Source organism: Amycolatopsis sp. A1MSW2902, from assembly GCF_017312175.1.
Taxonomy (GTDB): Bacteria; Actinomycetota; Actinomycetes; order Mycobacteriales; family Pseudonocardiaceae; genus Amycolatopsis; species Amycolatopsis nivea.
The window spans coordinates 7,057,821-7,081,806 of the sequence record NZ_QJPO01000001.1; the positions used below are offsets into that span (position 1 = coordinate 7,057,821).

Consider the following 23,986-nt stretch of genomic DNA (forward strand, 5'->3'; position numbering starts at 1 on the left):
CATGTGCCGAAACATCACGACGCTCCGCGGCCTGCAGCCCGCCGCCACCACGGACGAGATCGAAGCCGCGGCACGCCAGTACGTGCGCAAAGTGACCGGGGTGCAGTCCCTTTCGGACGCGACGCGCGAACCGTTCGAGGCGGCGGTCGCCGAAATCGCCCAGATCACCGCGCGACTGCTGGAGGAACTCCCGCAGCGCCGCCAGCCGCCCGCGACCGTGCCGCCGCTGCGCCGCCCGGAGGTCCAGGCGCGGATCGCCCAGCGCGAGGCCAAGAAAGCCTGACGCCGCAATCACTCCGCCTCTTGCCCGGGAAACCTCGGCTTGATCTCCTGGTTGAGGTAGCGCCCCGGGCTCTCGGCGGCCATCAGCTCGCGATGCACCCGCGCGGGCACGAGGTGGTAGCGGTAGACGCTGCCGTTGCGGAACCCGATTTCCAGCACCGACTTCGCGGCGTCGTAGCCGACGTCGCGAATGACGGAAGACTCCACGGGAACCCGGCGCACAGCACGGTCAGGGTACCCGCGCGGACGCGGGACCGGCAGCCGGAGAAAAACGGCCCCGTCTCCCGCGGGATGCGCGGAATCCGGGGCCGGACACTCGAGGCGTCAAGCGGAAGCGGAGGGATTTGAACCCCCGGTAGGTTTCCCTACGGACGCTTTCAAGGCGTCTGCATTCGGCCGCTCTGCCACGCTTCCTTCTAGGTCAGGGTATCGCGCCGTCCTTCGACGTCGTCCAGGTGTTCGAGGACCCGGGTGAACGCCGTGGCCATCGCCGTCTGCTCGTCGGGCGTCAGCAGGTCGACGAGGTGCTCGCGGGCGCCGCGCACGTGCGTCGGCGCGGCTTTGTCCAGTACGCGCTGGCCGGCGTCGGTCAGCTCGGTCAGCACCCCGCGTTTGTCTTCCGGGTCCGGGCGGCGGGTGACCAGCCCGGCGACCTCCAGTTTGCCGATCTGGTGCGACAGCCTGCTCTTCGTCGAGCCCAGCTGCGCCGCCAGTTCGGTCATCCGGGTGCACCGGTCCGGGGCCAGGTTCAGGCACACCAGGACCTCGTAGTCGGCGAGCGAGATGCCGTGGCTTTCGGACAGTTCGCGGTGCAGCCGCTGGCGCAGCCGCAGCGACGCGACGATGTAGGCCCGCCAGGCGCGCTGTTCTGCCGGGTCGAGCCAGCGCACGTCCTGGTCATCGCTCATATCCGGAAGCCTAGAAGGCCGGTTTCGCCGCCGCTGTTTCGGCCCGCCGTGAAATTTCCGGCCGAACTTCCCCCAATGGAGGGTTACGAAAAGGTTGAGACTCGGCGCGAAGAAGCGCATCCTCGGGAGACAGCGGAGGGACGACGAGGATCCCGGAGCGCGCCGAAGGGCACGCCGGCCCCGGTCTCCCCCCGGGAAAGGCCAGGTGGTGGCATGGCAGGTAGTTCCCGCGGTTGACCGCCCGCTGTGTCCCCGCGATCGGCACGGCCCCGTTCCGGTTCGGTCGCGATTGCGAACAGCACGAGCACCCCGTGCGCTCCGGCATCGGCCACGCGCACCGGCGTCGTTATGCCGCTGCTTCTCTTCGCGGCCTCGGCACCGCGAAGGCAGCGCCGGACGCCAGCCCGGCCGGTGGCCAACCGCTGTCAACGAAACCTCGGTAGTACCTGGGTGCGGCCCCCAGCGCAGGGGCCGCACCCAGCCTTGTTTCCAGGTTTGCGGCTACCCTTTCCGCGTGCGATTCGACGACAACGCGGATCTGGACGCCTCTGAGATCCAGGACATGCGCGGCAGCGGCGGGGGCGGCGGCATCGGCGGCCGCGTGGCCATCGGCGGCGGCGGGCTCGGCCTCGTCGGCCTGGTCATCTACTTCCTGTTTTCCCAGTTCGGCGGCATTCCCAGCACCGGGACCTCGCCCGCGGCGGGCGGGATCGGGCTCAGCGACGTCCAGTCCGGGCAGCAATTGGACGCCGGCACGCTCGCGAAGAAGTGCAAGACCGGAGCCGACGCGAACCGCGACCACGACTGCGCGATCGTGGCGATCGTCAACTCCATCCAGGACTACTGGACGCAGGAGTTCTCCCGTTCCGGCCAGACCTACCGCAAGGCGACGACCCGCTTCTTCACCGGCGGCGTGCGCACCGGCTGCGGCGGCGCGACGTCGGACACCGGCCCGTTCTACTGCCCTGCCGACTCGTACGTGTACATCGACCTGTCGTTCTTCAACGAGCTGAAGACCCGCTTCGGCGCGAAGGGCGGGCTGTTCACCGAGGCGTACGTGCTGGCCCACGAATACGGCCACCACGTGCAGAACCTCACCGGCACGTCCAAGCGCGGCACCGGCACCGGGCCGACGTCCGGCTCGGTCCGGCTGGAACTGCAGGCCGACTGCTACGCGGGCGTCTGGGCCAACCACGCCAGCACGACCCCGACCAGCTCCGGGAAACCGCTGGTCCAGGACGTCACCCAGGACGACATCTCGCGCGCGCTCGACACCGCGTCCCGGATCGGCGACGACTACATCCAGAAGAACCTCGGCAACGGCCACATCGACAAGTCGAGCTTCTCGCACGGAACCTCGGCGCAGCGCGAGAAGTGGTTCACCACCGGCTACCGCACCGGCCAGCCCGCGAGCTGCAACACCTTCAGCACCAACGATCTCGGCTGACCCGGGATACAGTCGGGCGCATGCACGCGATCACGATCCGCGAACCCGGTGCCCCTGACGTGCTCGAATGGACCGAGGTCCCCGATCCGGAACCCGGGCCCGGCGAGGTGCTGCTGGACGTCACGGCCAGTGCGGTCAACCGCGCCGACCTGCTGCAGCGGCAAGGCAACTACCCGCCGCCGCCTGGGGCGAGCGACATCCTCGGCCTGGAATGCTCCGGCACGATCGCCGAACTCGGCGAGGGCGTCGAGGGCTGGCAGGTCGGCGACGAGGTGTGCGCGCTGCTCGCCGGCGGCGGGTACGCCGAACGCGTCGCGGTCCCGGCCGGGCAGTTGCTGCCGGTGCCCGCCGAAATCGAGACGGTCGCCGCGGCCGGGATGCCCGAGGTGGCCTGCACGGTGTGGGCGAACGTCGTGATGCACGCCGGTCTCGGCGAGGGCCAGGTCCTGCTGGTGCACGGCGGCGCGGGCGGCATCGGCACGCACGCGATCCAGGTGGGCAAGGCGCTCGGCGCGACCGTCGCGGTCACCGCGGGTTCGCCCGAACGGCTCGAACGCTGCCGCCAGCTCGGCGCGGACCTCACGATCAACTACAAGGAAGAGGACTTCGTCGAGGTGCTGCGCGCCGAGACGAAGGGCGCCGACGTCATCCTCGACAACATGGGCGCGAAGTACCTTGGCCGCAACGTCGACGCGCTCGCCACCGACGGCCGCCTGGTCATCATCGGCATGCAGGGCGGGATCAAGGGCGAGCTGAACATCGGCAAGCTGCTGGGCAAACGCGCGAGCGTGTTCGCGGCTGGGCTGCGTGCCCGCCCGCTGGACCAGAAAGCGGCGATCGTCGCGGATGTCCGGAATCGCTTGTGGCCCTTGGTGGAACAGGGTTCGGTGCAGCCGATCGTCGGCGACGTGGTGCCGATGGCCGAGGCCGCGTCCGCGCACCGGATGCTCGAGGAGGGCAGCATCTTCGGGAAGGTCCTGCTGGCCGCGAAGTCGTGACGCGGCGCCTCAGCGCAGTTCTTCGAGCACCCGCACCAGCTGGTTGATCTCGAACACGTTGGAGTAGTGCGCGAGCCCGATCCGCACCGCTCCGCCGACCTCGCCGACGCCCAGCGACGCGAACACGCCGCTGGTGCCGTCGTCGGCGAACGCGCAGAGTCCTTGCGACGCCAGGTATTCGGCGACCTGGGACGCTTTGGCGCCGGCCACGGCGAACGCGAGGGCGGGGATCCGGCGCATCGCGTCGCCGATCACCATCACGTGCCGCAGCGAGCGCAGTTCCGTGGACAGCTGCGCGAGCAGGCCCGCGTGGTACGACTTGGCCGAGCCGAGCGACGTCACGAGCCGTTCGCGGCGGGAACCGGTCGCGGCGTCGTCGAGGCCGGCGAGGTAGTCGATGGACGCGACGACCCCGGCCAGCAGCGGGTACGCGTGCGGGCCGAGTTCGAGCCGCGCGGGACCGGTCGCGGCCGGGTCGAGCGATACCGACGAGATGCGCTCCAGCAGCTCCGGATCGCGGAACACGAGCGCGCCGACCGCCGGTCCGCCCCACGACGGAGCGGAGACGACCATGACGTCGGCACCGAGTTCTTGCAGGTCAAGCGGCACGAACGGGGCGGCGTAGGTCGCGTCGACCACGACGAGCGCCCCGACGCGCTTGGCGAATTCGATCACCGTCGGCACGTCCGGCCGGGTCCCGACGGACCCGGACGCCAGCGTCACCGACACCGCTTTCGTCCGCGCGGACACGAGGTTCTCGTACTGCCACGCGGGCAGTTCGCACGTCTCGATGTCGATCTCGCTCCAGCGCACGACCGCGCCGACGCGTTTCGCGGCACGCCGCCACGGCGCGATGTTGGCCTCTTCGTCGAGCCGCGAGACGACGATCTCGTCGCCGATCGTCCAGCGTTCGGCGAGCGCGTCGACGAGACGGCGCAACAGGACCGGCGCGCTCGGGCCGAGCACGACGGCGGCCGGGTCCGCCCCGACCAGATCGGCCACGGCCCGGCGGGCCGCGGTGACGATGCTTTCCGCCCGCTGAGAGGCCGGAAACGCTCCGCCCGGGCCGGACACCGGAGCCCGCATAGCTGTCGAAACGGCCGAAGCGACCTGTTCGGGCACGAGCATTCCGGCGGCGCCGTCGAAGTGAATCCAGCCGTCGCCAAGCGCGGGGAAGAGCCCACGGATACGAGCGACGTCGAACGCCATGGGGACACCGTACGGACGTGCGGTTTCGCGGTTGCCGCGGGGTTGGGCAGAACTGCCCGAACGGCCGCTAGGCTCGGGTCAGGACCGCCAACCGACGGGGATGGAGCATATGAGCGAGCCGAACTTCGGGGGAACGGGCGCAGCCGGGGACGCGGACGCGCCGCGCGTGGTCGTCGTCGGACCGGACGGCGTCCCGGTCGGCACCGCGCAGGCGGCACCCGAGGGCGAGGAAAACGAGTCCGTCGGCGACCTGGTCGAGGAACCGGCCAAGGTGATGCGCATCGGGACCATGATCAAGCAGCTGCTGGAGGAGGTCCGCGCCGCGCCGCTGGACGACGCCAGCCGCAACCGGGTCCGCGAGATCCACCAGACGTCGGTGCGCGAACTGGAGGAGGCCCTCGCCCCCGAGCTGCGCGAGGAACTGGAGCGCCTGGTGCGCCCGTTCACCGACAACGAAACCCCCTCGGACGCCGAACTGCGGATCGCGCAGGCCCAGCTGGTCGGCTGGCTGGAGGGGCTGTTCCACGGCATCCAGACCGCGCTGTTCGCCCAGCAGATGGCCGCGCGGGTGCAACTGGAGCAGATGCGCCGCGGCCTGCCCGCGGGGTCGTCCGGTTCCGGCGGCCACCCGGGCGAGGGGCACGGGCACGGCATCACCGGAACCGGGCAGTACCTCTAGCTTTCCGGGCTCTCCGGGCTTTCCGCGGCGAAGAACGCTCGAAGATCCCCGATCAGCAGATCGGGTTCTTCGAGCGCCGGGAAGTGCCCGCCGCGCGGAAGTTCGGTCCACCGCACGATCCGGTCGGTGCGCTCGGCCAGGTGCCGCAGCGGAAGCCCGATGTCGTCCGGGAACACCGCGACGGCGGTCGGCACGGTCGACTTCGGCAGCGGTGCGCCCCACTGGACGTCTTGGTAGGCGTAGATCCGCGAGGACGACGCGGCGGTGCGGGTGAACCAGTAGAGCGAGACGTTGGCGAGCAGATCGTCGCGGTCGATCAGGTCGTGGTCGGTGTTCGAGAAAGCCCGGAACTTCTCCGCGATCCAGGCCAGCTGCCCGGCCGGGGAGTCGGTGAGACCGTAGGCAAGCGTTTGCGGCTTGGTGGACTGGATCATCGCGTAGCCGACGCCGGTTTGCTGGAAGGCCCGCGCTTTCTCCAGTGACCGCTGCCCTTTCGCCAGCTCTGCCCCGCTGAGCCCTTCCAGATCGGCCTCGCTGCGCGCTACCGCGGACGGCAGCATCGTCACGTGCGCCCCGATGATCCGCTCCGGGAATTGGACGGCGAGTTCGCGGGAGATCAACGCACCCCAGTCGCCGCCGTGGGTGCCGAAGCTTTGATACCCGAGGCGGGACATCAACTCCGCCCACGCACGCGCCGTCCGAGCCGGTCCCCAGCCGCGGTCAGGCGTCGGCCCGGAAAAGGCGAACCCGGGCACAGAGGGAACGACGACGTGGAACGCCGCGGCCGGATCGCCGCCGTACGCCCGGGGGTCGGCGAGGGGGCCGATGAGGTCGAGGAATTCGACGATCGAACCGGGCCAGCCGTGGGTGAGGATGAGCGGGATGGCGTTCGGTTCGGGGGATTTGAGGTGCAGGAAGTGGATGGTGGCGCCGTCGACGGTGGTGGTGAACTGGGGGAAGCCGTTGATGCGTTCTTCCTGGGCGCGCCAGTCGAAGCCCAGGCGCCAGTAGTCGGCGAGGTCTTGGACTTCGGGCACCGGAATGCCCAGCTCCCACGCCGGGTCGTCGAATGGGTCCGGCCAGCGCGCGTCGGCGAGACGACGGTGGAGGTCGTCCAGGTCGGACTGCGGGATGTGGATCCGGAACGGGGTCTCGGTCATGGCGACGACGTTAGGGAGGATTGCGGACTGTTCCGGTCCTCAATCGACGAGGGCTTCCCGTCCGTTCAGTTGCGGATCCGCCGCGCCCACCGTCGCCGCTGAGCGGGCGGCTCCTCCTGCGCGAGCGGCTCGGGCTCCGGCTCCGGTTCGGGCTCCTCGGGGACCGGGCGGACCACCGGCGCGTAAACCTGCTCGGCGACCTTCCGCTTGCTGTTCTTGAAGTCAGCCAGCGTCTCTTCCGCGTAGCCGCCCGCGGTCGGGCGGTCTGGGACCTGGGAGAGGTCTTCGAGCAGCGTCCAGTTCGAACCGAGCTCGGCGAGGGAACGGTGCTTCGTGGCGTAATAGTCCGGGTGGATGCTCACCGCGACGCCGGAGGCCCCGGCCGCGGCAGCCAGCATGTGAATGTGGAATCGGGTGGAAATCCAGGTTTGTTCCGACCCGACGGGAAGGCCATGCGTCCAAATGTGCGAAAACGGATAAAACCGCGCACCCGGCAATTCGCGTTCGAGCAACGAAAAGACTTCACGGTCGACTCGGGGCACGCCTTCGACGATGCCGATCTTCGCCGGGTCCGTCTTCCACGCGCGCAGCATGGAAAGCACCGCGCCGGCCACCGCACCGATGCCGACCTCGACCAGGTCGGATTGCAGGCACAGCATCACTTCGGGCAGGTCTTCGGCGTGGTCGTACCGCTCCGGCCCGATGGCGAGGAAGGCGTCGTCCAGGCCGACCGGGCGGCCCAGCAGATCCGCTGACGCACCGTCGCGGACCTCGACCACCTCGAACCGGTCGGCGAGCGCCTTCAGCAGCGGGACCGAGCCTTCACAGGCCGGCTGCAAGCCCTGTCCGGTCATGGCCGCCCGGCCGCCGGACCGTTCGACCGCGGCGACCGCGCCTGCCAGCAGGCCGATCTGCTTGGGCCACAGTTTGTTGATGTATCCCCCGCCGACGACGTGCACGACGTCGGCCTTCGCCAGCAGTTCGATGCTGTGGTGCAGCCGCGGCATCATGCCCGGGTTGTGCACCGCGTCGCGCACCCAGGCGGCGGCGCGCCACGGATCGTCGTCCGGAGCTTCCCAGCACAGCCGCCACAAAGTGTCGGTGAACTTCGCCCGCGGGTGAATGCCGTCGAGCAGGACGCTCGCCGGCCCCGGCGAGTGAGTGTCCACCCACACGTCGGCGTCCGGAGCGGTCTCCGCGAGATAAGCCAGCCAGCCCGCGGTGATGAGCTCGTCGCCGTAGTTGGGGTGGCCCACAGGTGCGACCAGGTGATACTGCGCACGCGAAGAAACAGACTCCGGGTGCGAAGTGCTGATTTCGGGGACCGGCATTGGCTTATCGTAACGTCGCGCACACTCTGTCAGACAGCACGGGTGAGAAGGGACGAAGCGGCCGCGCGACGGGTCGAGCCTAGCCCGGCGCGCCCCATCGGTACCCTCGTCCACGTGCATGCCACCAGCACGGTTCACGCAGCCGAACCCGATGTCTCGACTCCGGTTCCACCGTCGTCGGACAGCAAGACGTTCGGGCGTGCGATCGACGACATCAAGACCGGTTTGGCCTCCCGCGAGCTGTGGACCCATCTCGGCTGGCAGGACATCAAGCAGCGGTACCGGCGGTCCATCATCGGGCCGTTCTGGATCACCATCAGCCAGGGTGTCATCGCGCTCGGTCTCGGCCTGCTGTACTCGCAGCTGTTCCGGACGCCGATCGAGGTGTTCCTGCCCTACCTCTCCACCGGCTTCATCATCTGGGGCTTCATCCAGGGCTGCCTCACCGAAGGCATGGAGACGTTCATCGCGAACGAGGGCCTGATCAAACAGGTCCCCGCGCCGCTCAGCGTGTACGTGCTGCGCACGATCTGGCGGCAGACGCTGCTGCTGGCGCACAACATGATCGTCTACGTCGTGCTGCTGATCATTTTCTTCTCGGCGCTCGATTCCCCGTATTCGCTGGGGTCGAAGGACGGCGTCTGCACTCCGGACAAGTACTGCCACCCGGGCCTGAGCTGGAACATTTTCCTCGCCATTCCCGGGTTCGTGCTGCTCGCCCTCACCGCGGGCTGGGCGGCGCTGCTGCTCGGCATCATCTCGACCCGGTTCCGCGACATTCCGCAGCTGATCAACTCGCTGATCCAGCTGATGTTCTACGGCACCCCGATCGTCTGGCCGGTCGACCAGCTGCTGTCCGGCGGCGCGCGGGACGGCGCGTCGTGGGCGTTGCCGATCATCAAGCTGAACCCGCTTTACCACTACATGCAGGTGGTGCGGTCGCCGCTCATCGGGCAGGCGGTGAGCTGGACCAGCTGGGTCGTGGTCGGCGGCATCACCGTCGTCGGATGGGCGCTCGCGCTCGTCGCTATGCGCAATTACCGGTCTCGCGTCTCGTATTGGGTGTGACAGATGGTCAGCATTGACGTCCACAACGCGTACGTGGACTTCCCGATTTTCGACGCGAAGACGCGTTCGATGAAAAAGCGCGTGCTCGGCAAGGTCGGCGGCAAGATCGGCACCGAGCAGAAGGTGCCGATCATCGAGGCGCTGCACGACGTGTCGGTCAGCCTCCGCGAGGGCGACCGGGTCGGTCTCGTCGGGCACAACGGCGCGGGCAAGTCCACGCTGCTGCGGCTGCTCGCCGGGATCTACGAGCCGACCCGCGGTTCCTCGCGGATCGTCGGCAAGATCGCGCCGGTGTTCGACCTCGGCATCGGCATGGACCCGGAGATCTCCGGCGAGGAGAACATCATCATCCGCGGCCTGTTCCTCGGCATGAGCGCCAAGGAAATGGAGAAGCGGGTCGACGACATCGCGGAGTTCACCGAACTCGGCGATTACCTGCAGATGCCGCTGCGGACGTACTCCACCGGCATGCGGGTGCGGCTCGCGCTCGGCGTGGTGACCTCGATCGACCCGGAGATCCTGATCCTGGACGAGGGCATCGGCGCGGTCGACGCGGCGTTCCTCAACAAGGCCCGCGACCGGCTCAAGGACCTGGTCAAGCGGTCCGGCATCCTGGTGTTCGCGAGCCACTCCGACGAGTTCCTCTTCGAGCTGTGCGATTCGGCGATCTGGATGGACGAGGGACATCTGAAGAAGCAGGGTTCGCTGCGCGAGGTGCTCACCGAGTACAAGGGCCGCGACCCGTTCGAGAACATGAGCCAGGAAGGTCTCGAGCGCCTCGGCATCGAGCCCGCGACCACGACGAACGGCGGGGAATGATGGCCGGCGAGACGCGAGAGCTGCCCGAGGGCGCCGTCGTCGGCGTGGTGGTCACGCGGCACCGGCGCGAGCTGCTCGCGGACTCGCTGAAGATCATCGCCGCCCAGACCCGGCCGGTCGACCACCTCGTGGTGGTCGACAACGGCCCGGACAAGTCCGCGCGGGACGTCGTGGAGGCCTTCCCGCTGCCGTACACGTACCTCCCGTCGCACCGGAACCTCGGCGGCGCGGGCGGTTTCGCGCTCGGCATGCTGCACGCACTGTCGCTCGGCGCGGACTGGGTATGGCTCGCCGACGACGACGGCCGCCCGGCGGACGAGCACGTGCTCGAAATCCTGCTGGAGGAAGCTGAAAAGCGCGGTCTCGCCGAGATTTCCCCGGTGGTGGCCAACATCGACGCCCCGGCGAAACTCGCGTTCCCGCTGCGCCGCGGCCTCACCTGGAAGCGCTCGTCGGCCGAACTGGGCACCGATTTCCTGCCGGGCATCGCGTCGTTGATGAATGGCGCGTTGTTCCGCGCGTCCACTTTGGACGTCACCGGGGTACCCGACCTGCGCCTGTTCTTCCGCGGCGACGAGGTGGAACTGCACCGCCGCCTGGTGCGGTCCGGCCTGCCGTTCGGCACGTCGCTGCGCACGACCTACCTGCACCCCGACGGCTCGGACGAATTCAAGCCGATGCTGGGCGGGAAATTCCACGCACAGGACCCGGAGAACGAGGTCAAGCGGTATTACACCTACCGCAACCGCGGGTATTTGCTGTCGCAGCCGGGAATGCGGAAAATCGGGGCGCTGGAAGTGCTGCGCTTCGGGTTGTACTTCGTGGGCGTGAAGCGGGACCCGAAGGCGTTCGTGCAGTGGCTGAAGCTGGTGCGGCAGGGACGCGCGGAGAAGTTTTACCGGTACTGACCCCGGTCAGTCCGTTGTGGACGATGACTCCACCGTCCACAACGGACTCTCAGGCTATTCCCCGATCACCGGCGGCGCGGACCGATGTCCGCTGCCGAATACCTCGTCGTCCTCGATTTCCATGACGAACGCGGGCTGGTCGTTTCCGTCGTCGTACGGGCGGGCTCCGAAGCCCATGCCCGGGCGGGCTGGGGCGCCGCCCATTCCTCCGGCGGCTACGTCCGCTGCGCCCGCTCCGTCGCCGGGGCCGAACGAGCCGGCGCCGCCGCCGCGGCCGACCTTGGTTTCGTGTTCTTCGTCGGCGCCGAAACCTCCGCCGCCACCGCCCATCATGCCGCCCATCGGCATCGCGCCCATGCCCATTCCGGCCGCTCCGGCGTTGCCGCCGCCGGGGGACGCCTGGGCCGCGGGCGGTGCGTAACCGGCCGCGGTGGTCGCGCTGTCCGGCATCGGCTGGTGAACCGCACCGGTGAACTGGCTCGGGCCGCTCACGGTCGGCGCGCTCGTGTGCCCAGCCACTGCGGCACCGCCACCGGCAGCGGCAGCGGCACCCGAGGAGGCCGAACCAGCGTCGGCCACAGCCGGAGCCGGAGCGGGCGCAGGGGCAGGAGCGGGAGCGGGAGCGGCGTCGTGGTGCTCCGGACCAGTCGGCATCACCACCGCGGCACCGCCACCAGCGGCGACCCCGAACTTCGGCGGATGCGCGAAAGTCGGCTGCTTCGAACCCGACGAGTACAGCGACGAGTCGTACTTCGACATCGTCTCCGCGGCCTGCTCGTGCGCGGAACGGCTGTCCTGCTGCTTCTTCAGCGTCGCGTCGATCTCATTGCTCATTTCGAGCGGGCTCGCGTGCGACCATTTGTCGAATTCCTCGGACCAGTCGAACGGGACCGCGTCCGGCATCGAGTGCTTCGCCGCCTGCGCGGCGGACGCCTGTTCCTCCACGATCTGCGCGGCCAGCTTCGCGTTCTGGCCATTCGCCTCGGCCCATTCCGCAAGGCTCACGAAATACGCCTGCGCACCGGCCGCCGCCTCGCCGCTCCACGCGTGCGCGGCCTTCTTCACGGCCTCGCCCAGCTGCGTCGCGAACTCCTCGAACGCCTTCTGCACCTCGGTGTACGCGTGCGACACCGAGGAAACCTGCTCCACGTCGAGATTCGACTCGACGTACGACTTCAGCTGCTGGTGCGGGTGCCCGAGGTAGTCGGCGTCCGACGGCGCGAGCCCCGGCTGCGGCGTGCTCATTCGGTGCCCTTCACGGTGCGGTGGGAGTCGATGGCCTGGTTCTCGTTCTCGGTGTAGACCCCGCCGGCGCGCGCGAGCGCCTCGTCGGCTTCCTTCAGGATCCGGCCGAACTGGTCCAGGACGTCCAGCGCCGACCCGGGCGCGTCGGCTCCGCTCTTGCGGTCGTGTTCGGCCACGGTGTGCCCGTACGGGTGGCTGCCGAGCTTCGGCGCGGTCGTCAGCGCCTGGGTCTGCGGCTTGAGCCGTTCCAGGCGCGTGACCATGTCGGTGAGCGCTTTGCGCAGGTCACCGAGTGCGTCGCCGTCGATGCTGAACCCGCCGGCTTTCGCGGTGCCGGCCAGCTTGTGCGTTTCGGCCGCGGCTTCGGCGATGCCCTTGGCGTTCAGCCCGCCTGCCGCCAGCGGATCAGTGCTCATGCGCCGGAGTTTACCGACGCGAGCCGCTCCGGTCAGGCGTTTGCCGAATAGCCTTCAAGCTGGGTGAACAGTTGTTGGGCCAGACGGGCATTGTCGGCGGGCGCGTAGGTGAGCCAGCGGTTGCCGTCGCTGGAATCGCGCGTGCTGAGCAGGTAGCGGCCGAGTTCGGTGTCGAACCACACGAGCGACGGCAGCGCCTTCTCGTGGCCGTTGCCGTCGCCCACGTACGGCGTGAACTCGCCGACCGCCAGCCGCGGCTTCTCGAAGATCCGCTGGACGGACCGCAGTTGCGGATTGTGCGTACGCGGGCCGCTGACCCCGGCGAACGGGTCGTACGCGTCTCCCCGGACCGGCTGCTTCGCCGGCCGCGCGACGGTCACCGACTGCCCCGGCGCGGCGGGCGTGAGCGGCAGCAGGTCGACGATCGCCGGGACGATGCCGGTCGGGCGGACCTCCTCGAAGGTGAACATCCCATCCCGCTGGCAGACCAGCACCGCGAACGTGCCGTTGGACGCCACGCGCGCGAACAGCTGCTCGTCGCCGAGCTTGGCCGCCGCGGACACCGCGAGGCCGGGCCGGGCGAACGTGGCGAGCGCGATCTGGACGTCGTCGTCGACGGTCCCGCGCCGCAGCAGTCCGCGGCTGTCGAGGTCGCGGAAGACGGCGTCGCGCACCGCGGCGCGTTCCTCGCCGGTGATGCCGATGTGCGGCACCTCGAACGGCAGCGGCGCGCGGCCGAGCCCGAGTTCGGCCAGCAGGAGATCCACCGCTGCCGGTGACAGCGTCAACGTGTACGGCACGACCCACCCCTAAATCCGGTCTCTCCCCGGGCGAAACCGTAGTCCACTCCGCACCGTCGCGGCCATCGGCTCCGCGACCGGGGCGAGATCCGCTTCCGCTGTGAGCGGATCCGCTGTCGGCGAACCGCTCTTGCCGCCGATGATCACCCGCTGCTGCCATGGATTCATGGCAGATCCCAAACCAGCACTCGTCCTGCACCTCTCGGCCGGCGGGGAACCGTTGATCTTCCCGCTCACCGCCGACAGTTCCTCGACCGTTCAGGAAAAGCTCCCGGACCTCCTGAAACACGGCGGCGTCCACTCATGGGAAACCCGGGACGGCAACACTGTTTCGGTAAATTTCGTCCACGTGGCCGCCGCTTATGTCGACGACCTGAGCCGAAAGGGCAAATTCGGCCTGTCCGTTTAGCGACGGGCGAGGGCGAGCAGTCCGGCGCGGATCTCCGGTCTGCTCGCGGCCACGAGCAGGAACGTCGCCTCGCGCACCAGCCGGCCGGCGTGCGCTCCGGCCAGCACCGCGCGGCTGCCCGTCGCCGCGGCGAGCGCGCCTGCCGACCGGTACGCCAGCTCGGCGCCGGCCGCGCGGGCCGCCGGGAGCGTGGCCGGATCAGCGAGACCGGCGTTGAGCCGACGGCGGATTTCGTCCTGTTCGGACCGCAGCGCCGTCGCCGTTTCCTCCTCGCCCGCCGCCTCGATCAAGCAGGCGCAGCGTTCGGCTAGACCAAGCGGCGCACATCCGTTGAGCCGCGCGGCAAACGTATTGCCAGCCACGAATTTGTCGTAGCTGACCTGGGCGAAAACCGATTCGTCGGGAATGAAGTGGTTGTCGAGTTTCAGCCGCACGGTCGCGGTTCCCTGCGCGGCCATGAGCGTCAACGGCTCGGCGACCAGACTGTGCCCGACGATCGGCGACACCAGCGCGTTGACCACCGTGTCGCCGTCGCGCCCCGACAACTGCAGCAGATCGATCGCGTCCCAGCCGCTCACGAACGGCGCTTCGCCGTCGAACCGGTAGCCGCCGTCGACGCGCTGGACCCGCACTTTCGGCGGCGTCGGAATCACGCCCGCGTACGCGACGCCCGCGCGCAGCCGTCCGCTGATCAGGTCCGGCAGATAGCGTTCGCGCAGGTCCGCCCGGTCCGTCGCGGCCAGCCCGGCGACGAGCCCGTGGTGCTGCAGCCAGGTGAACGCGGTGCTCAGACACCCGCCGGCCAGCGCTTCGAGCACTCCGACCAGCTGATCGAGGTCGACCCCGGAATCCGGCGCGGCGAGACCGTAGAACCCCTCCTCGGCGAGCGCGTCGAAATGCGACCGCGGCACCACGCCTAGCCGGTCCACCTCAGCTGCCGCCGGAAACAACAGATCGTCGGCAAGAGCCCGCGCGCGGGAAACCAGGTCGGCCATGAAACCAAGCTACCCAAAAAGACAAAAAGGGCGTCCCGCCGAACGCGAGACGCCCTTTTCGGACCAGCTCAGGCAATCACAGCTCGTACAGCCGCTTCCAGTTCTCCCGCGAGGTGAGTTCCGGCATCGCGCGCTTGTACTGCTCCTGCACGCCGGCGCCTTCCTTGCGCAGCCGGTTGATCACCTTCGCGCCGCGCTTGGCGAGGTCGAACATCTTGACCTTGTCGTAGCTGCGCACGCGCACGCCTTCCTGCGACGCGTCGGTGACCACGGCGGTGTCGAACAGCGCGATGTGCCACCAGTGCGCCTCGTCGATCGGCACCGCGCCGAGCCCGAAGCGGCTGCGGCCGAGCACCTTGTCGAGGATGCGCTTGATCAGCACGAGCCGCTGCATGCTCGGCCGCGGCGCGCTGTTGATGATGCCGATGTCGTTGGACGCGATGCCCGGCACGTCAGTGGCCTTGTGCCGCTTGGTCTCCGGGTACGCGTCGCGGATCCGGCGGATCTCCTTCATCGCCTCGACGCCGCCGTCGCGCAGGATTTCCGGGCCCTCCAGGAAGTCCTCGACCGCCTTGATCAGCGTCGCGGACAGGCCGTACTGCATCCCGAGCAGGTAGCGCACCAGCTGCGCCATCAGCACGCGGGAGAGCAGGTTCAGGTTGAACGGCGAGTGCAGCGCGGCGGTGATGATCGAGTTGCGCAGGTTGAAGTACCGGTGCCACTCGTCCCAGTCCTTCCAGTGGAAGTCCGCGTGCCACACGCCGGCGCCCGGCAGGGTCACCGTGGGGAAGCCGTATTCGCGGGCCCGGTAGGAGTACTCCGCGTCGTCCCACTGGAAGAAGAACGGCAGCGGGTAGCCGATGGCCTTGACGACCTCGTACGGGATCAGGCACGACCACCAGCCGTTGTACCCGGCGTCGAGGCGGCGTTCCTGGCGGTTCGGGGCCCCGGTCTCCTCGTCGACGCCGAGCAGGTCCGCGGTGGACAGCGAGTGCTGCACCGGCTGCCCCGGCTCCAGCGTGTTCAGCCGGGCGTACTCGGCGCCGACGTGCAGCTGGTTCGGGTGCAGCAGGTTGAGCATCTGGCCGCCGACGATGATCGGGTTGGCCGAGCGGTTGGAGAAGGCCGTGACGCGCACGACGAGGTCCGGCTCGAGCAGCACGTCGTCGTCCATGAACAGCACGTTCGCGTGCTCGGTGGCGGTGTGCCCGGCCACCTCGTACAGGCCGCGGGTGAAGCCGCCGGCCCCGCCGAGGTTCGGCTGCTTGATGTAGTGCAGCTTATCGCCGAGGTCCTTCGCGACCTGCTCGAAGCCTTCGCGCGATTCGACCAGGTCGGTGCCCTGGTCGGCGACGTAGATGGCGTCGAGGGTGTCGAGCGAGGACACGTCCGCGGCGAGCGCCTGGAGGTTCTTCAGGCAGTCGTCGGCGCGGTTCATGGTGCAGATGGTGACCGCGGTGGGGCGGATCGACTCCGGCGCGTCGACGGTCCAGCGGACCTGCTCGACCCGCAGCGTCTGGCCGCCCTCGGTCTCGAGGTCGAGCCACAGCGCGCCGCCGTCGTAGAACTTGTCCAGCTTGCCGGTGAGCTCGACCTTGGCGCCCTTCACGCCGGCCACCTGCTTGGCGTCGACCACGCGCGGGTCGCCGAGCATGTCGGACGCGCCGAGCGACAGCAGCCCGTCGCCGGTGACGACGGCTTCCAGCTTGACCTCGGTCGCGGTGGTCCAGCGCTGCCAGTAGCTGGCCGGGAAGCGGCCGAAGTAGGTGTTTCCGGTGACCTTCGCGGACGGCTCGAGCACGACGCTGCCGCGCTCGCGCTGGGCGTTGCCCTGCACGACCTCGGCGTACATGTCCTTGCTGACGATCGGAGCCGGCCCGGCGTACAGCCCGCGCTGGGCCGTGAGCCTGCCTTCGGGGGCGTGTTCGGCGAACCGCGTCTGGCCTGCGGGGGCCGCCTCCGCGACCGGGGCTGCTTTACCGGGCATCGAACTCAGTTCTCCTTTACCGGCCGTACACGGAACACGACCCACTTGAGCATCACGAAATTGATCACGGTGGCCGTCCCCTGGGACACGACCCAGGCGAGGGTGGCCTTCCACGCCATCTCCGGCAGGACGTTCAGCATGAGCCGATTCACGCCGATCGTCACGAAGAAGGTCACCGCGTACAGCAGAACGAACCCGCCGATCTGGGCGTTCCCGTCGCGCTTGCCCTCGGCGAAGGTGAACCGCCGGTTCAGGAAGAACGCGGTCGTCGTGCCCACGACGAAGCTGATCGCGCGAGCGACGTCCGCCCACGGGGCCCCGTCCATGCCGACCGCTCGCAGCAGCGAGTACGTGCCCAGGTCGAGCAGGGCGCAGAAGCCGCCGATCACGCCGAACCGGATCAGCTGGCCCAGCAGACCGGGGCCCGCGGGCACCGGCTGCGCTTGGTCACTCTGCGGTTCTGTAGCCACCACTTGGAATACCTTCTCGGCCTATTGCGTCAGTGTCCGTATTACCCACTTCGACGCTCGGACGCTTGTGCCTTGATGCGCAAAGTGTAGAAGCGAGCACTTCAGGGTCACGTTCCGGGCGGTGTTCGGCGTGGCTACCCTGGTCCGCGTGACCCAAGCACCCGAGACACAGCGCCGCACGCTCACCGGCTGGGGCCGCACCGCTGGCACCGTCGCCGACGTGCTGAGCACCCGCGACGTCGACGCGATCGCCCGCGCCGTCGCCTCCGCAGGCCCGCGCGGGGTCATCGCTCGCGGGCTCGGCCGCTCCTACGGCGACCCGGCGCAGAACGCGGGCGGCCTGGTCGTCGACATGACCGTGCTCGACCGCATCCACTCGATCGACCCGGACTCCGGCCTCGTCGACCTCGACGCGGGCGTCAGCCTCGACAAGCTGATGCGCGAGGCGCTGCCGTACGGCCTGTGGGTCCCGGTCCTGCCGGGCACCCGCCAGGTGACCATCGGCGGCGCGATCGCCAACGACATCCACGGCAAGAACCACCACTCGGCGGGCAGCTTCGGCAACCACGTCGTGTCGATGGACCTGCTCACCGCCGACGGATCTGTGCGCACGCTCACCCCGGAGGGCCCGGATTCGGAGCTGTTCTGGGCGACCGTGGCGGGGATCGGGCTCACCGGGATCATCGTCCGCGCCACGGTGCGGATGAAGAAGACGGAAACGGCGTACTTCTACGTGGACGCCGACCGCACCTCGAACCTCGACGAGACCCTCGGGCTCTTCACCGATGGTTCAGACCTCACCTACGACTACTCGATGTCGGTGCCGGACTTGATCTCGTCCGACAGCCGCCTCGGCCGCGCCACGTTCTCGCGCGGTTCGCTCGCGAAGCTCGACCAGCTGCCGCCGAAGCTGCGCAGCAACCCGTTGAAGTTCGACGCGCCGCAGCTGCTGACGTTGCCGGACGTGTTCCCGAACGGGCTCGGCAACAAGCTCACCTTCGGCTTGATCAACGAGCTGTGGCAGAAGACCGTGCCCAAGAAGGGCGCGCGCGGCAAGATCCAGAACCTGACGCAGTTCTATCACCCCCTCGACATGCTGAGCGAGTGGAACCGCGCGTACGGCAGCAAGGGCTTCCTGCAGTACCAGTTCTCCGTGCCGTTCGGCGCGGAAGACCAGCTCAAGGGCATCTGCCGGGCCATCTCGCGGTCCGGGCACTACTCGTTCCTGAACGTGTTCAAGCGCATGGGCGACTCGAACCCGGCTCCGATGTCCTGGCCCGCGCCGGGCTGGATGCTGAGCGTCGACTTCCCGATCAAGAACGGGCTCAGCCGGTTCTGCGAGGAAATGGACGAGATGGTCCTGGACGCGAACGGCCGCCTGTACACCGCGAAGGACTCGCGCACCTCGCCCGAGACGTTCGCGAAGATGTACCCGCGGCTGGAGGAGTGGCGCAAGGTGCGCGCTTCCGTTGACCCCGAAGGCGTTTTCGCCTCTGACATGAGCCGGAGGCTCGCACTGTGATCGACGCGGTCGGTAACCCCCAGTCCCTGCTGCTGCTCGGCGGCACGTCCGACATCGCGCTGGCGATCGCGGAGAAGTACCTCGCGGAGAAGCCGCTGCGGGTCGTGCTGGCCGGCCGTCCTTCGCCGCGGCTGGAGGAAGCCGCGCAGCGTCTGAAGGATCGCGGCGCCGAGGTGTCCACTGTGGCCTTTGACGCCAAGGACCTCGCGTCCCACCCGAAGGTGCTGGACGAGGCGTTCGCTGGCGGCGACATCGACGTCACGGTGGTCGCGTTCGGCCTGCTCGGCGAGGCCGAGGAGCTGTGGCAGGACCACGGCAAGGCGGTCGAGCTGGCGACGGTCAACTACACCGCCGCGGTGTCGGTCGGCGTGGCGCTGTCGGAGAAGCTCAAGACGCAGGGCCACGGCAAGGTCATCGCGCTGTCGTCGGTGGCGGGCGAGCGGGTCCGCCGGTCGAACTTCGTGTACGGCTCGAGCAAGGCCGGTTTCGACGGCTTCTACCTCGGTCTCGGCGAGGCGCTCGCGCCGCACGGCGTGCAGGTGACCGTCGTCCGGTCGGGCCAGGTCAAGACCAAGATGACCGCCGGGATGAAGGACGCTCCGCTGACCCGGACCGCCGAGCAGGTCGCCGACGTCGCGGTCGAGGCCGCGCGCAAGGGCAAGGACCTCGTGTGGTCGCCGTCGGAGTTCCGGCTGGTGATGTCGATCCTGCGGCACGTGCCGCGGCCGATCTTCCGCAAGCTGCCGGTCTGACGTTCTCCCGGCCCGGCCTCCACCGAACGGTGGATGCCGGGCTGACCGGCTCGACGATGTCCTGAGGCGCCCGCCGCGCCGAAACTCGGGACATGGGGAACGAATTCCGCTCGTCGCTGGCCGCGCTGCTGATCGACCTCGGCGCGCCAGTCGGCGGCTATTACCTGCTCCGGGCCTTCGCCGTCCCGCCCGTGTGGGCGCTGCTGCTGAGCGGTCTGCCGCCCGCGCTGCGCGTGCTGTACACGCTGGTCACCCGGCGTCGCGTGGACGGGATCGGCCTGCTCGTCCTGATGTTCCTGGCCGTCGGCCTGGCCACCACCCTGATGACCGGCGACGCCCGGCTGATGCTGGTGCGCGGAGCCTGGTTCAGCACGCTCGCAGGCGTCTGGCTGCTGGCGAGCCTGGTCGTCGGCCAGTACCCGACGACCTACCAGGCGGCCCGCGCACTGCTGCCCGGCCGAGGCTCCCGGCTGGACGCGGCGTGGGAGGCCCGCCCGTCGTTCCGCCGGGTGTGGCGGACGCTGACCGTGGTGTGGGGCGTCGGCAGTCTGGTCCACAGTGGACTGAGCATCGGGATGGCGTACACCCTGCCGGTCGACGACGTCCCCGCACTCGACGCCGGGCTGTCAGTCGCGTTTTTCGTTGGACTGCAGGTGATCACGCAGATTCTGCTGCTCCGGGAAGGCACATTTCGCCAGGTGATGCGTCCATCCACAGTGGACTCTGCCCAGGGCTAATCCGGGTCTGGCGGCGGACGCAACCCGTCGACGAGCTTCGCCGGATTCACCCCGAGCCCGTCGGCGAACTTGAGCAGGTTGTGCAGGTTGATGTTGCGCAAGCCGCGCTCGACCTGGCTGACGAACGTCCAGTGCACCCCAGCCGCCTCGGCCAGCTGCTCCTGATTGAGGCCAGCCTTGTGCCGGAACTCGCGCACGCGCTCGCCGATAATGCGCGCGGCAGCGGAGATCGGAGGCTTGGCCATGGTCGACTAATCACACACGTCTAGCGCCAGCAAAACCAGAGCACAAATGACTAGAGCAGTTATGTCTATAGCGTTTATGTCTAGTCGTCGAGCACCTTTCAGAATCGAGTCCACCGCGGGTGATTGATCGGCTACCGTGCTACCTGTAACCAATTGCCGACACCAGCGTCGAGGGGGCACAGGTGTGGGAGGACACGGCGTTCATCGTCGCGAGCGGGCAGGCCAAGACGACCGCGCCGGACGGCTTCGTCCTGGAACCCGATGAGGCGAAACAGCTGCTCAGCAAGCTGAAGGGCATCAAAGAGACGCTGACGGAGATGCACCGGAAGGCGGTCAACCTGTGCGGGATGAGGACTCCGTCGCAGGATCCGTCGACGCTCGCCGCGCATGTGGCAATGGTTGGCGACGGCACCGCAAAAATGGGGGCCTACTCTTACGGCGGGGGCCACATCGACCTTCAGATCGCCTACGTCGATGAATTCATCCAGCGCATCGCGGAAGCGCTCGGCATGACAAAATCAAGCGATCAGCAGCAAGCTGGCCGACTCAACAGTTTCAACAACCGGGGAACTACGGAATGAAATTCCGCATGCCGATCGTCCTGCTCAGCTCGGCGGCCCTGCTCGCCGCTTGTTCGGGCACCACCGGCGGGCACCCGACTCCGGCGGCGAGCAGCAGCTCGCTGCCGGGCGGAGAGGTACCGCCCTACGGTGGTGCTCCGAAGGTCGAGAACCCGCTTCCCGACTCCGTTCTCTCCGGAAGCGCGTGCGATGCACTCGACGCGCAGCAGATCCGCGTCAACTTCGGCGCCGACCTCGTCGGCAAACCCGAGGATGGACCGCTCGGCCCCAAATGCACCTGGTCTGACCACCAGGGCGGCTCAATGCTGACGATCTTCTACACGACCAAGCAACGCGAAGGCTTGAGCATCATCTACAAGCAGGTCAAGCCGCAGATGAAGCGTTTCGAGGTGCTTCCGCCCATCCAGGGCTACCCCGCCGTCGCGTACGACCCGAAGCCGGGACCGCGAACAGATGGGTGCCAGGTAGCGGTCGGGCTCTCCGACACTCTCGAATTCGAGGTCGGACTCGACCTCGGCGACTCCAACAGTGGCAAAGCTGACGCCTGCGGGCTCGCGGCCGACGTCACCGGGGACGTGGTCACCACGCTCAAGAAGAAAGCGGGGCGGTGACATGGGCTGGGTGGAGTCCACCAAGGCGCTGCTCGACAAATACCAGGAAATGACGGTGCCGATCGAGGAGATCGTCCCGCAGATCCAGGCAGCGCAGCCCGGGGTGTGGCATGAAGGAAGCGACATCGCCAAGGGACTGGCGCGGGATCAGGAAGCAGTCAGCCAGGACGTCTCGGAGATTCTCGGCGGTCTCGAATCCGTCTGGAGCGGCGCTTCGGCGGACAAGGTCTCGCAGCGGCTGCGAACGGTGCGTTCCTCGATGACCGGTGCGCAGCAAACGTTCCACGACAACAGCGGCACGCACGCTTCCGCGGCGGCGATGCTCGACAATCTGCGCAACCAGATGGCCCCCATGTCGGCGGAACCGCTCACGAACGCACTGAAGAGCGGGAAGAACCTGTTCGACTCCGACGTGCTGTCCGAGATGCGCAGCCACAACGAGGCTTCGGCCAAGAATCTGCAGCTCTACCAGGAATTCACCCACCAGACCCAGTCCAATTCGGGGCAGTTGAAGTACGACTACGGCAAGCTCGGCGCGTACGACGGCGGCGTCACGGTCAACCAGCAGCCGAACGTTCCTGGCCCGGGCCATCCGCCACCAGGCCCGCCCGGCCCCGGCGGTTGGCGGCCGGGAGGTCCTGACCCGCGTGAGACTGGACCAGGCGACCAACCTCCCGGAGCGAGCGGGGCGAGCAGCCAGGGCGGCCCCGGTGTCAGCGGAGGCCACAACCGCGACAGCGGGCCCTACAGCGGCAGCCCGGGCAGCTACCCGCATTCGCCGAATCCGGCCGACGCGACCAGCACCTCCGGCTACGTCGAGCCGACCGGTTCCGGTCAGTCCCGGTTCACCCCTCCGGGGCTCGGCGGGTACCAGCCCGGCGGGTCCGGCCCGAGTTCCGGCGGGTCTGGTCTCGGCTACACCCCGGGCATCGGGTTCGGCTCGACCGGCGGGGAGAGCGGAGGCACCGCGATCACGCCCCGCGGTCCGGGCGGCGGTTCGCGGGTCGGAGCCGGAGAGTTCGGCCCGCGAGGCAGTGGCGGCGCGGGGACGGGTGCGCTGCGCGGAGGTGCGGCCGGCGAGCGCGGTATGCCCGGGGCCGGGATGAGCGGCGGCCGCGGCGGCAAGAAAGAAGACGACGCCGAGCACAACCGCAAGTACGTCCTCGACACCGACGACATTTTCTCCGACGAGGAAGCCACCATCGATCCCGTCACCGGCCTCCGGTCGACGCCGCCCACTCTCGGCGCATGACCGGACTGGATTCCACGGTGCGGCTGCCGACCGCGGTGTTGTCCATGGTGTGGGACATGCTCGACCTCGGCGAAATGCACCCGCTGCTCAGCGGCAAACGGCTTTGGGTGAAGGACGGCGCGGACCGTCGGCTGCACGCCGAGACCATCGAGTACCTCACGCAACTCGGGCTCGCGCGCGACGAGACGCCGACACCGCACCTGCGGGCGACCTTGCAGGTGATCGCCTACGCCGAGAGCGAATACTTCGCGCACTCGCAATTCAGCACCGGGACCGATCGCAGCGCATTGGTCGCCCAGCGCGGGGCGGACGCGGTACGGGTGTCCGTGCAGGACGACGTGGTCGAGATCCGGCAGATCGCCCCGAACCGGCTGGCCACCGCGCTTTTCGACGCGCTTCCGCAGATCCCCGGCGCGCCGGTGCGCTCGGTGTCGATCGCGTCCGACGAGGCACCGGACCCGTTCGACGAAAGCACCAGCGCCGAGTACCTCAATTCAGTCCTGGATCAGCCCCGCCAAGCGGTGCATCAGCTGTACGTCGGCCGCCGGGCCGGCGGCAGGCACCTCACCGGCGGTCCGATTTTCGCCCTGGACCTGGAAGCCGGCCGAGTCCTGACGTACCGGACCACCGACGACCGGACCGAGCTGATCCCCGGCGACCCGCGTGCGATCGTCAAGATCCTGAACGACACCTCCGCCGCCCTTTAGTCCAGCACGACCGGGCAATGCGGATTCGGCGCCTCCGCCAACGCGATCATCTTTTCCAGCCGCTCGCGAGTGCGTTCGAGACCGGAGATGTGCTCGTCGAGCCGGGCCTTTTCCTCCCGCAGCCGAACGCGCGATTCCGGCGTGCTGACGCCCGCGTGCAGGCACGGCATCAGCTCGCGGATAGTCGCGCTGGACAGCCCCGCCGCGTAGAGCTGCTGGATCAGCCCGACCCACGACACCGCGTCCTCGCCGTAGCGGCGCTGCCCGCCCGACGTGCGCGTCGACTCGATCAGCCCCTGCTGCTCGTAGTAGCGCAGCGAACGCACGCTGACCCCGGCGCGCTCCGCCACCTCGCCGATCCGCATCCGAGCCTCCGTGATCCGTACCACAAACACGAGAACCTGACATTGACGTCAGGATCCAGGATAGCCGTTGTCCCCCTTCCTAC

General features: G+C 68.7%; 28 protein-coding genes and 1 tRNA gene. 15 read left to right on the forward strand and 14 right to left on the reverse strand.

Going from position 1 to position 23,986, the window contains the following annotated elements; genetic code table 11:
• Window position 1 precedes the first annotated feature (1 nt).
• Window positions 2–283: a DUF2277 domain-containing protein gene (locus DMP23_RS32800; RefSeq protein ID WP_037807183.1), complete on the forward strand. Its 282-nt coding sequence runs from the start codon at window positions 2–4 to the stop codon at window positions 281–283.
• A gap of 8 nt (window positions 284–291) precedes the next feature.
• On the opposite strand, the gene DMP23_RS32805 is transcribed toward DMP23_RS32800, so the two are convergent.
• The 3 genes from DMP23_RS32805 to DMP23_RS32815 form a co-directional block, all read right to left on the reverse strand.
• Window positions 292–489, reverse strand: a complete 198-nt coding sequence (locus DMP23_RS32805) for a KTSC domain-containing protein (RefSeq protein WP_200864486.1) — start codon at window positions 487–489, stop codon at window positions 292–294.
• Window positions 490–611: 122 nt separating this feature from the next.
• A tRNA-Ser gene (locus DMP23_RS32810) sits at window positions 612–696 on the reverse strand.
• 2 nt (window positions 697–698) lie between these two features.
• Entirely contained in the window at window positions 699–1,190 is a 492-nt protein-coding gene (locus DMP23_RS32815) for a MarR family winged helix-turn-helix transcriptional regulator (RefSeq protein WP_107050862.1), read from the reverse strand.
• 514 nt (window positions 1,191–1,704) lie between these two features.
• On the opposite strand from DMP23_RS32815, the gene ypfJ reads away from it, so the two are divergent.
• Window positions 1,705–2,637, forward strand: coding sequence for a KPN_02809 family neutral zinc metallopeptidase (gene ypfJ, locus DMP23_RS32820; RefSeq protein WP_037807178.1), 933 nt, complete (start codon window positions 1,705–1,707; stop codon window positions 2,635–2,637).
• A 20-nt stretch (window positions 2,638–2,657) separates the two neighbouring features.
• Entirely contained in the window at window positions 2,658–3,635 is a 978-nt protein-coding gene (locus DMP23_RS32825) for an NAD(P)H-quinone oxidoreductase (protein ID WP_037807175.1), read from the forward strand.
• Window positions 3,636–3,644: 9 nt separating this feature from the next.
• Here the strand turns inward: DMP23_RS32825 and DMP23_RS32830 are convergent, their stop codons facing one another.
• On the reverse strand, window positions 3,645–4,844 hold the full coding sequence (locus DMP23_RS32830; RefSeq protein ID WP_037807172.1) for a cysteine desulfurase-like protein: 1,200 nt from the start codon (window positions 4,842–4,844) through the stop codon (window positions 3,645–3,647).
• A 100-nt stretch (window positions 4,845–4,944) separates the two neighbouring features.
• Between DMP23_RS32830 and DMP23_RS32835 the strand changes: the two genes are divergently transcribed.
• Window positions 4,945–5,523 carry a bacterial proteasome activator family protein gene (locus DMP23_RS32835; protein ID WP_037807169.1) on the forward strand — a complete coding sequence of 193 codons (579 nt, stop codon included), beginning with the start codon at window positions 4,945–4,947 and terminating at the stop codon, window positions 5,521–5,523.
• Here DMP23_RS32835 and DMP23_RS32840 read toward each other — a convergent pair.
• Together DMP23_RS32840 and DMP23_RS32845 are read right to left on the reverse strand one after the other, a co-directional pair.
• On the reverse strand, window positions 5,520–6,683 hold the full coding sequence (locus tag DMP23_RS32840) for an epoxide hydrolase family protein (protein WP_337823415.1): 1,164 nt from the start codon (window positions 6,681–6,683) through the stop codon (window positions 5,520–5,522). The two genes, DMP23_RS32835 and DMP23_RS32840, sit on opposite strands and share 4 nt — an antisense overlap.
• 65 nt (window positions 6,684–6,748) lie before the next feature.
• A complete protein-coding gene (locus DMP23_RS32845) occupies window positions 6,749–8,014 on the reverse strand; it encodes a polysaccharide pyruvyl transferase family protein (protein ID WP_337823416.1) in 1,266 nt (421 codons plus the stop codon).
• A gap of 114 nt (window positions 8,015–8,128) precedes the next feature.
• On the opposite strand from DMP23_RS32845, the gene wzm reads away from it, so the two are divergent.
• From wzm to glfT1, 3 genes are read left to right on the forward strand one after another with little or no spacing between them, the layout of a single operon-like run.
• Complete coding sequence (wzm, locus tag DMP23_RS32850) at window positions 8,129–9,082, forward strand: galactan export ABC transporter permease subunit Wzm/RfbD (protein WP_134664093.1); 954 nt, start codon at window positions 8,129–8,131, stop codon at window positions 9,080–9,082.
• Window positions 9,083–9,085: 3 nt separating this feature from the next.
• Window positions 9,086–9,901 (forward strand): galactan export ABC transporter ATP-binding subunit Wzt/RfbE, encoded by an 816-nt coding sequence (wzt, locus tag DMP23_RS32855; RefSeq protein ID WP_037369048.1) that lies wholly within the window; start codon window positions 9,086–9,088, stop codon window positions 9,899–9,901.
• Window positions 9,901–10,809, forward strand: coding sequence for a galactofuranosyltransferase GlfT1 (gene glfT1, locus DMP23_RS32860; protein WP_037807159.1), 909 nt, complete (start codon window positions 9,901–9,903; stop codon window positions 10,807–10,809). The genes wzt and glfT1 overlap by 1 nt, the downstream gene beginning before the upstream one ends.
• A gap of 54 nt (window positions 10,810–10,863) precedes the next feature.
• Here the strand turns inward: glfT1 and DMP23_RS32865 are convergent, their stop codons facing one another.
• From DMP23_RS32865 to DMP23_RS32875, 3 genes are read right to left on the reverse strand one after another with little or no spacing between them, the layout of a single operon-like run.
• Window positions 10,864–12,054 (reverse strand): hypothetical protein, encoded by a 1,191-nt coding sequence (locus tag DMP23_RS32865; protein ID WP_337823417.1) that lies wholly within the window; start codon window positions 12,052–12,054, stop codon window positions 10,864–10,866.
• Complete coding sequence (locus DMP23_RS32870) at window positions 12,051–12,470, reverse strand: hypothetical protein (RefSeq protein WP_043837773.1); 420 nt, start codon at window positions 12,468–12,470, stop codon at window positions 12,051–12,053. The genes DMP23_RS32865 and DMP23_RS32870 overlap by 4 nt, the downstream gene beginning before the upstream one ends.
• A 32-nt stretch (window positions 12,471–12,502) precedes the next feature.
• Window positions 12,503–13,270: an ESX secretion-associated protein EspG gene (locus DMP23_RS32875; protein WP_238603593.1), complete on the reverse strand. Its 768-nt coding sequence runs from the start codon at window positions 13,268–13,270 to the stop codon at window positions 12,503–12,505.
• 166 nt (window positions 13,271–13,436) lie between these two features.
• On the opposite strand from DMP23_RS32875, the gene DMP23_RS32880 reads away from it, so the two are divergent.
• Window positions 13,437–13,679: a hypothetical protein gene (locus DMP23_RS32880; protein ID WP_337823418.1), complete on the forward strand. Its 243-nt coding sequence runs from the start codon at window positions 13,437–13,439 to the stop codon at window positions 13,677–13,679.
• On the opposite strand, the gene DMP23_RS32885 is transcribed toward DMP23_RS32880, so the two are convergent.
• From DMP23_RS32885 to DMP23_RS32895, 3 genes are all read right to left on the reverse strand, one after another.
• Window positions 13,676–14,674, reverse strand: coding sequence for an acyl-CoA dehydrogenase family protein (locus tag DMP23_RS32885; protein ID WP_337823419.1), 999 nt, complete (start codon window positions 14,672–14,674; stop codon window positions 13,676–13,678). The genes DMP23_RS32880 and DMP23_RS32885 overlap by 4 nt on opposite strands.
• A gap of 76 nt (window positions 14,675–14,750) precedes the next feature.
• Complete coding sequence (locus DMP23_RS32890; protein WP_337823420.1) at window positions 14,751–16,661, reverse strand: glycosyltransferase; 1,911 nt, start codon at window positions 16,659–16,661, stop codon at window positions 14,751–14,753.
• Between the two features lie 5 nt (window positions 16,662–16,666).
• On the reverse strand, window positions 16,667–17,134 hold the full coding sequence (locus DMP23_RS32895; RefSeq protein ID WP_037807142.1) for a GtrA family protein: 468 nt from the start codon (window positions 17,132–17,134) through the stop codon (window positions 16,667–16,669).
• Between the two features lie 145 nt (window positions 17,135–17,279).
• On the opposite strand from DMP23_RS32895, the gene DMP23_RS32900 reads away from it, so the two are divergent.
• The 3 genes from DMP23_RS32900 (at window position 17,280) to DMP23_RS32910 (ending at window position 20,142) form a co-directional block, all read left to right on the forward strand.
• Entirely contained in the window at window positions 17,280–18,653 is a 1,374-nt protein-coding gene (locus tag DMP23_RS32900; RefSeq protein WP_337823421.1) for an FAD-binding oxidoreductase, read from the forward strand.
• Window positions 18,650–19,405, forward strand: a complete 756-nt coding sequence (locus tag DMP23_RS32905) for a decaprenylphospho-beta-D-erythro-pentofuranosid-2-ulose 2-reductase (RefSeq protein WP_037807140.1) — start codon at window positions 18,650–18,652, stop codon at window positions 19,403–19,405. Before DMP23_RS32900 ends, DMP23_RS32905 begins: the two co-directional genes overlap by 4 nt.
• Before the next feature lie 92 nt (window positions 19,406–19,497).
• Window positions 19,498–20,142, forward strand: coding sequence for a VC0807 family protein (locus tag DMP23_RS32910; RefSeq protein WP_336157031.1), 645 nt, complete (start codon window positions 19,498–19,500; stop codon window positions 20,140–20,142).
• Here DMP23_RS32910 and DMP23_RS32915 read toward each other — a convergent pair.
• On the reverse strand, window positions 20,139–20,387 hold the full coding sequence (locus DMP23_RS32915) for a helix-turn-helix domain-containing protein (protein WP_134727947.1): 249 nt from the start codon (window positions 20,385–20,387) through the stop codon (window positions 20,139–20,141). The two genes, DMP23_RS32910 and DMP23_RS32915, sit on opposite strands and share 4 nt — an antisense overlap.
• A 182-nt stretch (window positions 20,388–20,569) precedes the next feature.
• On the opposite strand from DMP23_RS32915, the gene DMP23_RS32920 reads away from it, so the two are divergent.
• The 4 genes from DMP23_RS32920 to DMP23_RS32935 are packed head-to-tail and all read left to right on the forward strand — an operon-like array spanning window position 20,570 to window position 23,538.
• Window positions 20,570–20,968: a hypothetical protein gene (locus tag DMP23_RS32920; RefSeq protein ID WP_337823422.1), complete on the forward strand. Its 399-nt coding sequence runs from the start codon at window positions 20,570–20,572 to the stop codon at window positions 20,966–20,968.
• On the forward strand, window positions 20,965–21,579 hold the full coding sequence (locus DMP23_RS32925) for a DUF3558 domain-containing protein (RefSeq protein ID WP_337823423.1): 615 nt from the start codon (window positions 20,965–20,967) through the stop codon (window positions 21,577–21,579). The genes DMP23_RS32920 and DMP23_RS32925 overlap by 4 nt, the downstream gene beginning before the upstream one ends.
• Before the next feature lies 1 nt (window position 21,580).
• Complete coding sequence (locus DMP23_RS32930; protein ID WP_337823424.1) at window positions 21,581–22,831, forward strand: hypothetical protein; 1,251 nt, start codon at window positions 21,581–21,583, stop codon at window positions 22,829–22,831.
• Window positions 22,828–23,538, forward strand: a complete 711-nt coding sequence (locus DMP23_RS32935; protein WP_337823425.1) for an ESX secretion-associated protein EspG — start codon at window positions 22,828–22,830, stop codon at window positions 23,536–23,538. The genes DMP23_RS32930 and DMP23_RS32935 overlap by 4 nt, the downstream gene beginning before the upstream one ends.
• Here the strand turns inward: DMP23_RS32935 and DMP23_RS32940 are convergent.
• Window positions 23,535–23,903, reverse strand: a complete 369-nt coding sequence (locus DMP23_RS32940; RefSeq protein WP_337823426.1) for a MerR family transcriptional regulator — start codon at window positions 23,901–23,903, stop codon at window positions 23,535–23,537. The two genes, DMP23_RS32935 and DMP23_RS32940, sit on opposite strands and share 4 nt — an antisense overlap.
• Window positions 23,904–23,986 lie beyond the last annotated feature (83 nt).

What these genes read in the sequence shown, in the direction of transcription:
- DMP23_RS32870 (WP_043837773.1), bottom strand. Translation starts at nt 12,470, where the DNA reads ATGAGCACTGATCCGCTGGCGGCAGGCGGGCTGAACGCCAAGGGCATC.
- DMP23_RS32930 (WP_337823424.1), top strand. Translation starts at nt 21,581, where the DNA reads ATGGGCTGGGTGGAGTCCACCAAGGCGCTGCTCGACAAATACCAGGAA.
- DMP23_RS32865 (WP_337823417.1), bottom strand. Translation starts at nt 12,054, where the DNA reads ATGAGCACGCCGCAGCCGGGGCTCGCGCCGTCGGACGCCGACTACCTC.
- glfT1 (WP_037807159.1), top strand. Translation starts at nt 9,901, where the DNA reads ATGGCCGGCGAGACGCGAGAGCTGCCCGAGGGCGCCGTCGTCGGCGTG.
- DMP23_RS32815 (WP_107050862.1), bottom strand. Translation starts at nt 1,190, where the DNA reads ATGAGCGATGACCAGGACGTGCGCTGGCTCGACCCGGCAGAACAGCGC.
- DMP23_RS32940 (WP_337823426.1), bottom strand. Translation starts at nt 23,903, where the DNA reads ATGCGGATCGGCGAGGTGGCGGAGCGCGCCGGGGTCAGCGTGCGTTCG.
- DMP23_RS32840 (WP_337823415.1), bottom strand. Translation starts at nt 6,683, where the DNA reads ATGACCGAGACCCCGTTCCGGATCCACATCCCGCAGTCCGACCTGGAC.
- DMP23_RS32915 (WP_134727947.1), bottom strand. Translation starts at nt 20,387, where the DNA reads ATGGCCAAGCCTCCGATCTCCGCTGCCGCGCGCATTATCGGCGAGCGC.
- DMP23_RS32885 (WP_337823419.1), bottom strand. Translation starts at nt 14,674, where the DNA reads ATGGCCGACCTGGTTTCCCGCGCGCGGGCTCTTGCCGACGATCTGTTG.
- DMP23_RS32800 (WP_037807183.1), top strand. Translation starts at nt 2, where the DNA reads ATGTGCCGAAACATCACGACGCTCCGCGGCCTGCAGCCCGCCGCCACC.
- DMP23_RS32830 (WP_037807172.1), bottom strand. Translation starts at nt 4,844, where the DNA reads ATGGCGTTCGACGTCGCTCGTATCCGTGGGCTCTTCCCCGCGCTTGGC.
- DMP23_RS32845 (WP_337823416.1), bottom strand. Translation starts at nt 8,014, where the DNA reads ATGCCGGTCCCCGAAATCAGCACTTCGCACCCGGAGTCTGTTTCTTCG.
- DMP23_RS32935 (WP_337823425.1), top strand. Translation starts at nt 22,828, where the DNA reads ATGACCGGACTGGATTCCACGGTGCGGCTGCCGACCGCGGTGTTGTCC.
- DMP23_RS32825 (WP_037807175.1), top strand. Translation starts at nt 2,658, where the DNA reads ATGCACGCGATCACGATCCGCGAACCCGGTGCCCCTGACGTGCTCGAA.
- DMP23_RS32835 (WP_037807169.1), top strand. Translation starts at nt 4,945, where the DNA reads ATGGAGCATATGAGCGAGCCGAACTTCGGGGGAACGGGCGCAGCCGGG.
- DMP23_RS32925 (WP_337823423.1), top strand. Translation starts at nt 20,965, where the DNA reads ATGAAATTCCGCATGCCGATCGTCCTGCTCAGCTCGGCGGCCCTGCTC.
- DMP23_RS32910 (WP_336157031.1), top strand. Translation starts at nt 19,498, where the DNA reads ATGGGGAACGAATTCCGCTCGTCGCTGGCCGCGCTGCTGATCGACCTC.
- DMP23_RS32890 (WP_337823420.1), bottom strand. Translation starts at nt 16,661, where the DNA reads ATGCCCGGTAAAGCAGCCCCGGTCGCGGAGGCGGCCCCCGCAGGCCAG.
- DMP23_RS32880 (WP_337823418.1), top strand. Translation starts at nt 13,437, where the DNA reads ATGGCAGATCCCAAACCAGCACTCGTCCTGCACCTCTCGGCCGGCGGG.
- wzt (WP_037369048.1), top strand. Translation starts at nt 9,086, where the DNA reads ATGGTCAGCATTGACGTCCACAACGCGTACGTGGACTTCCCGATTTTC.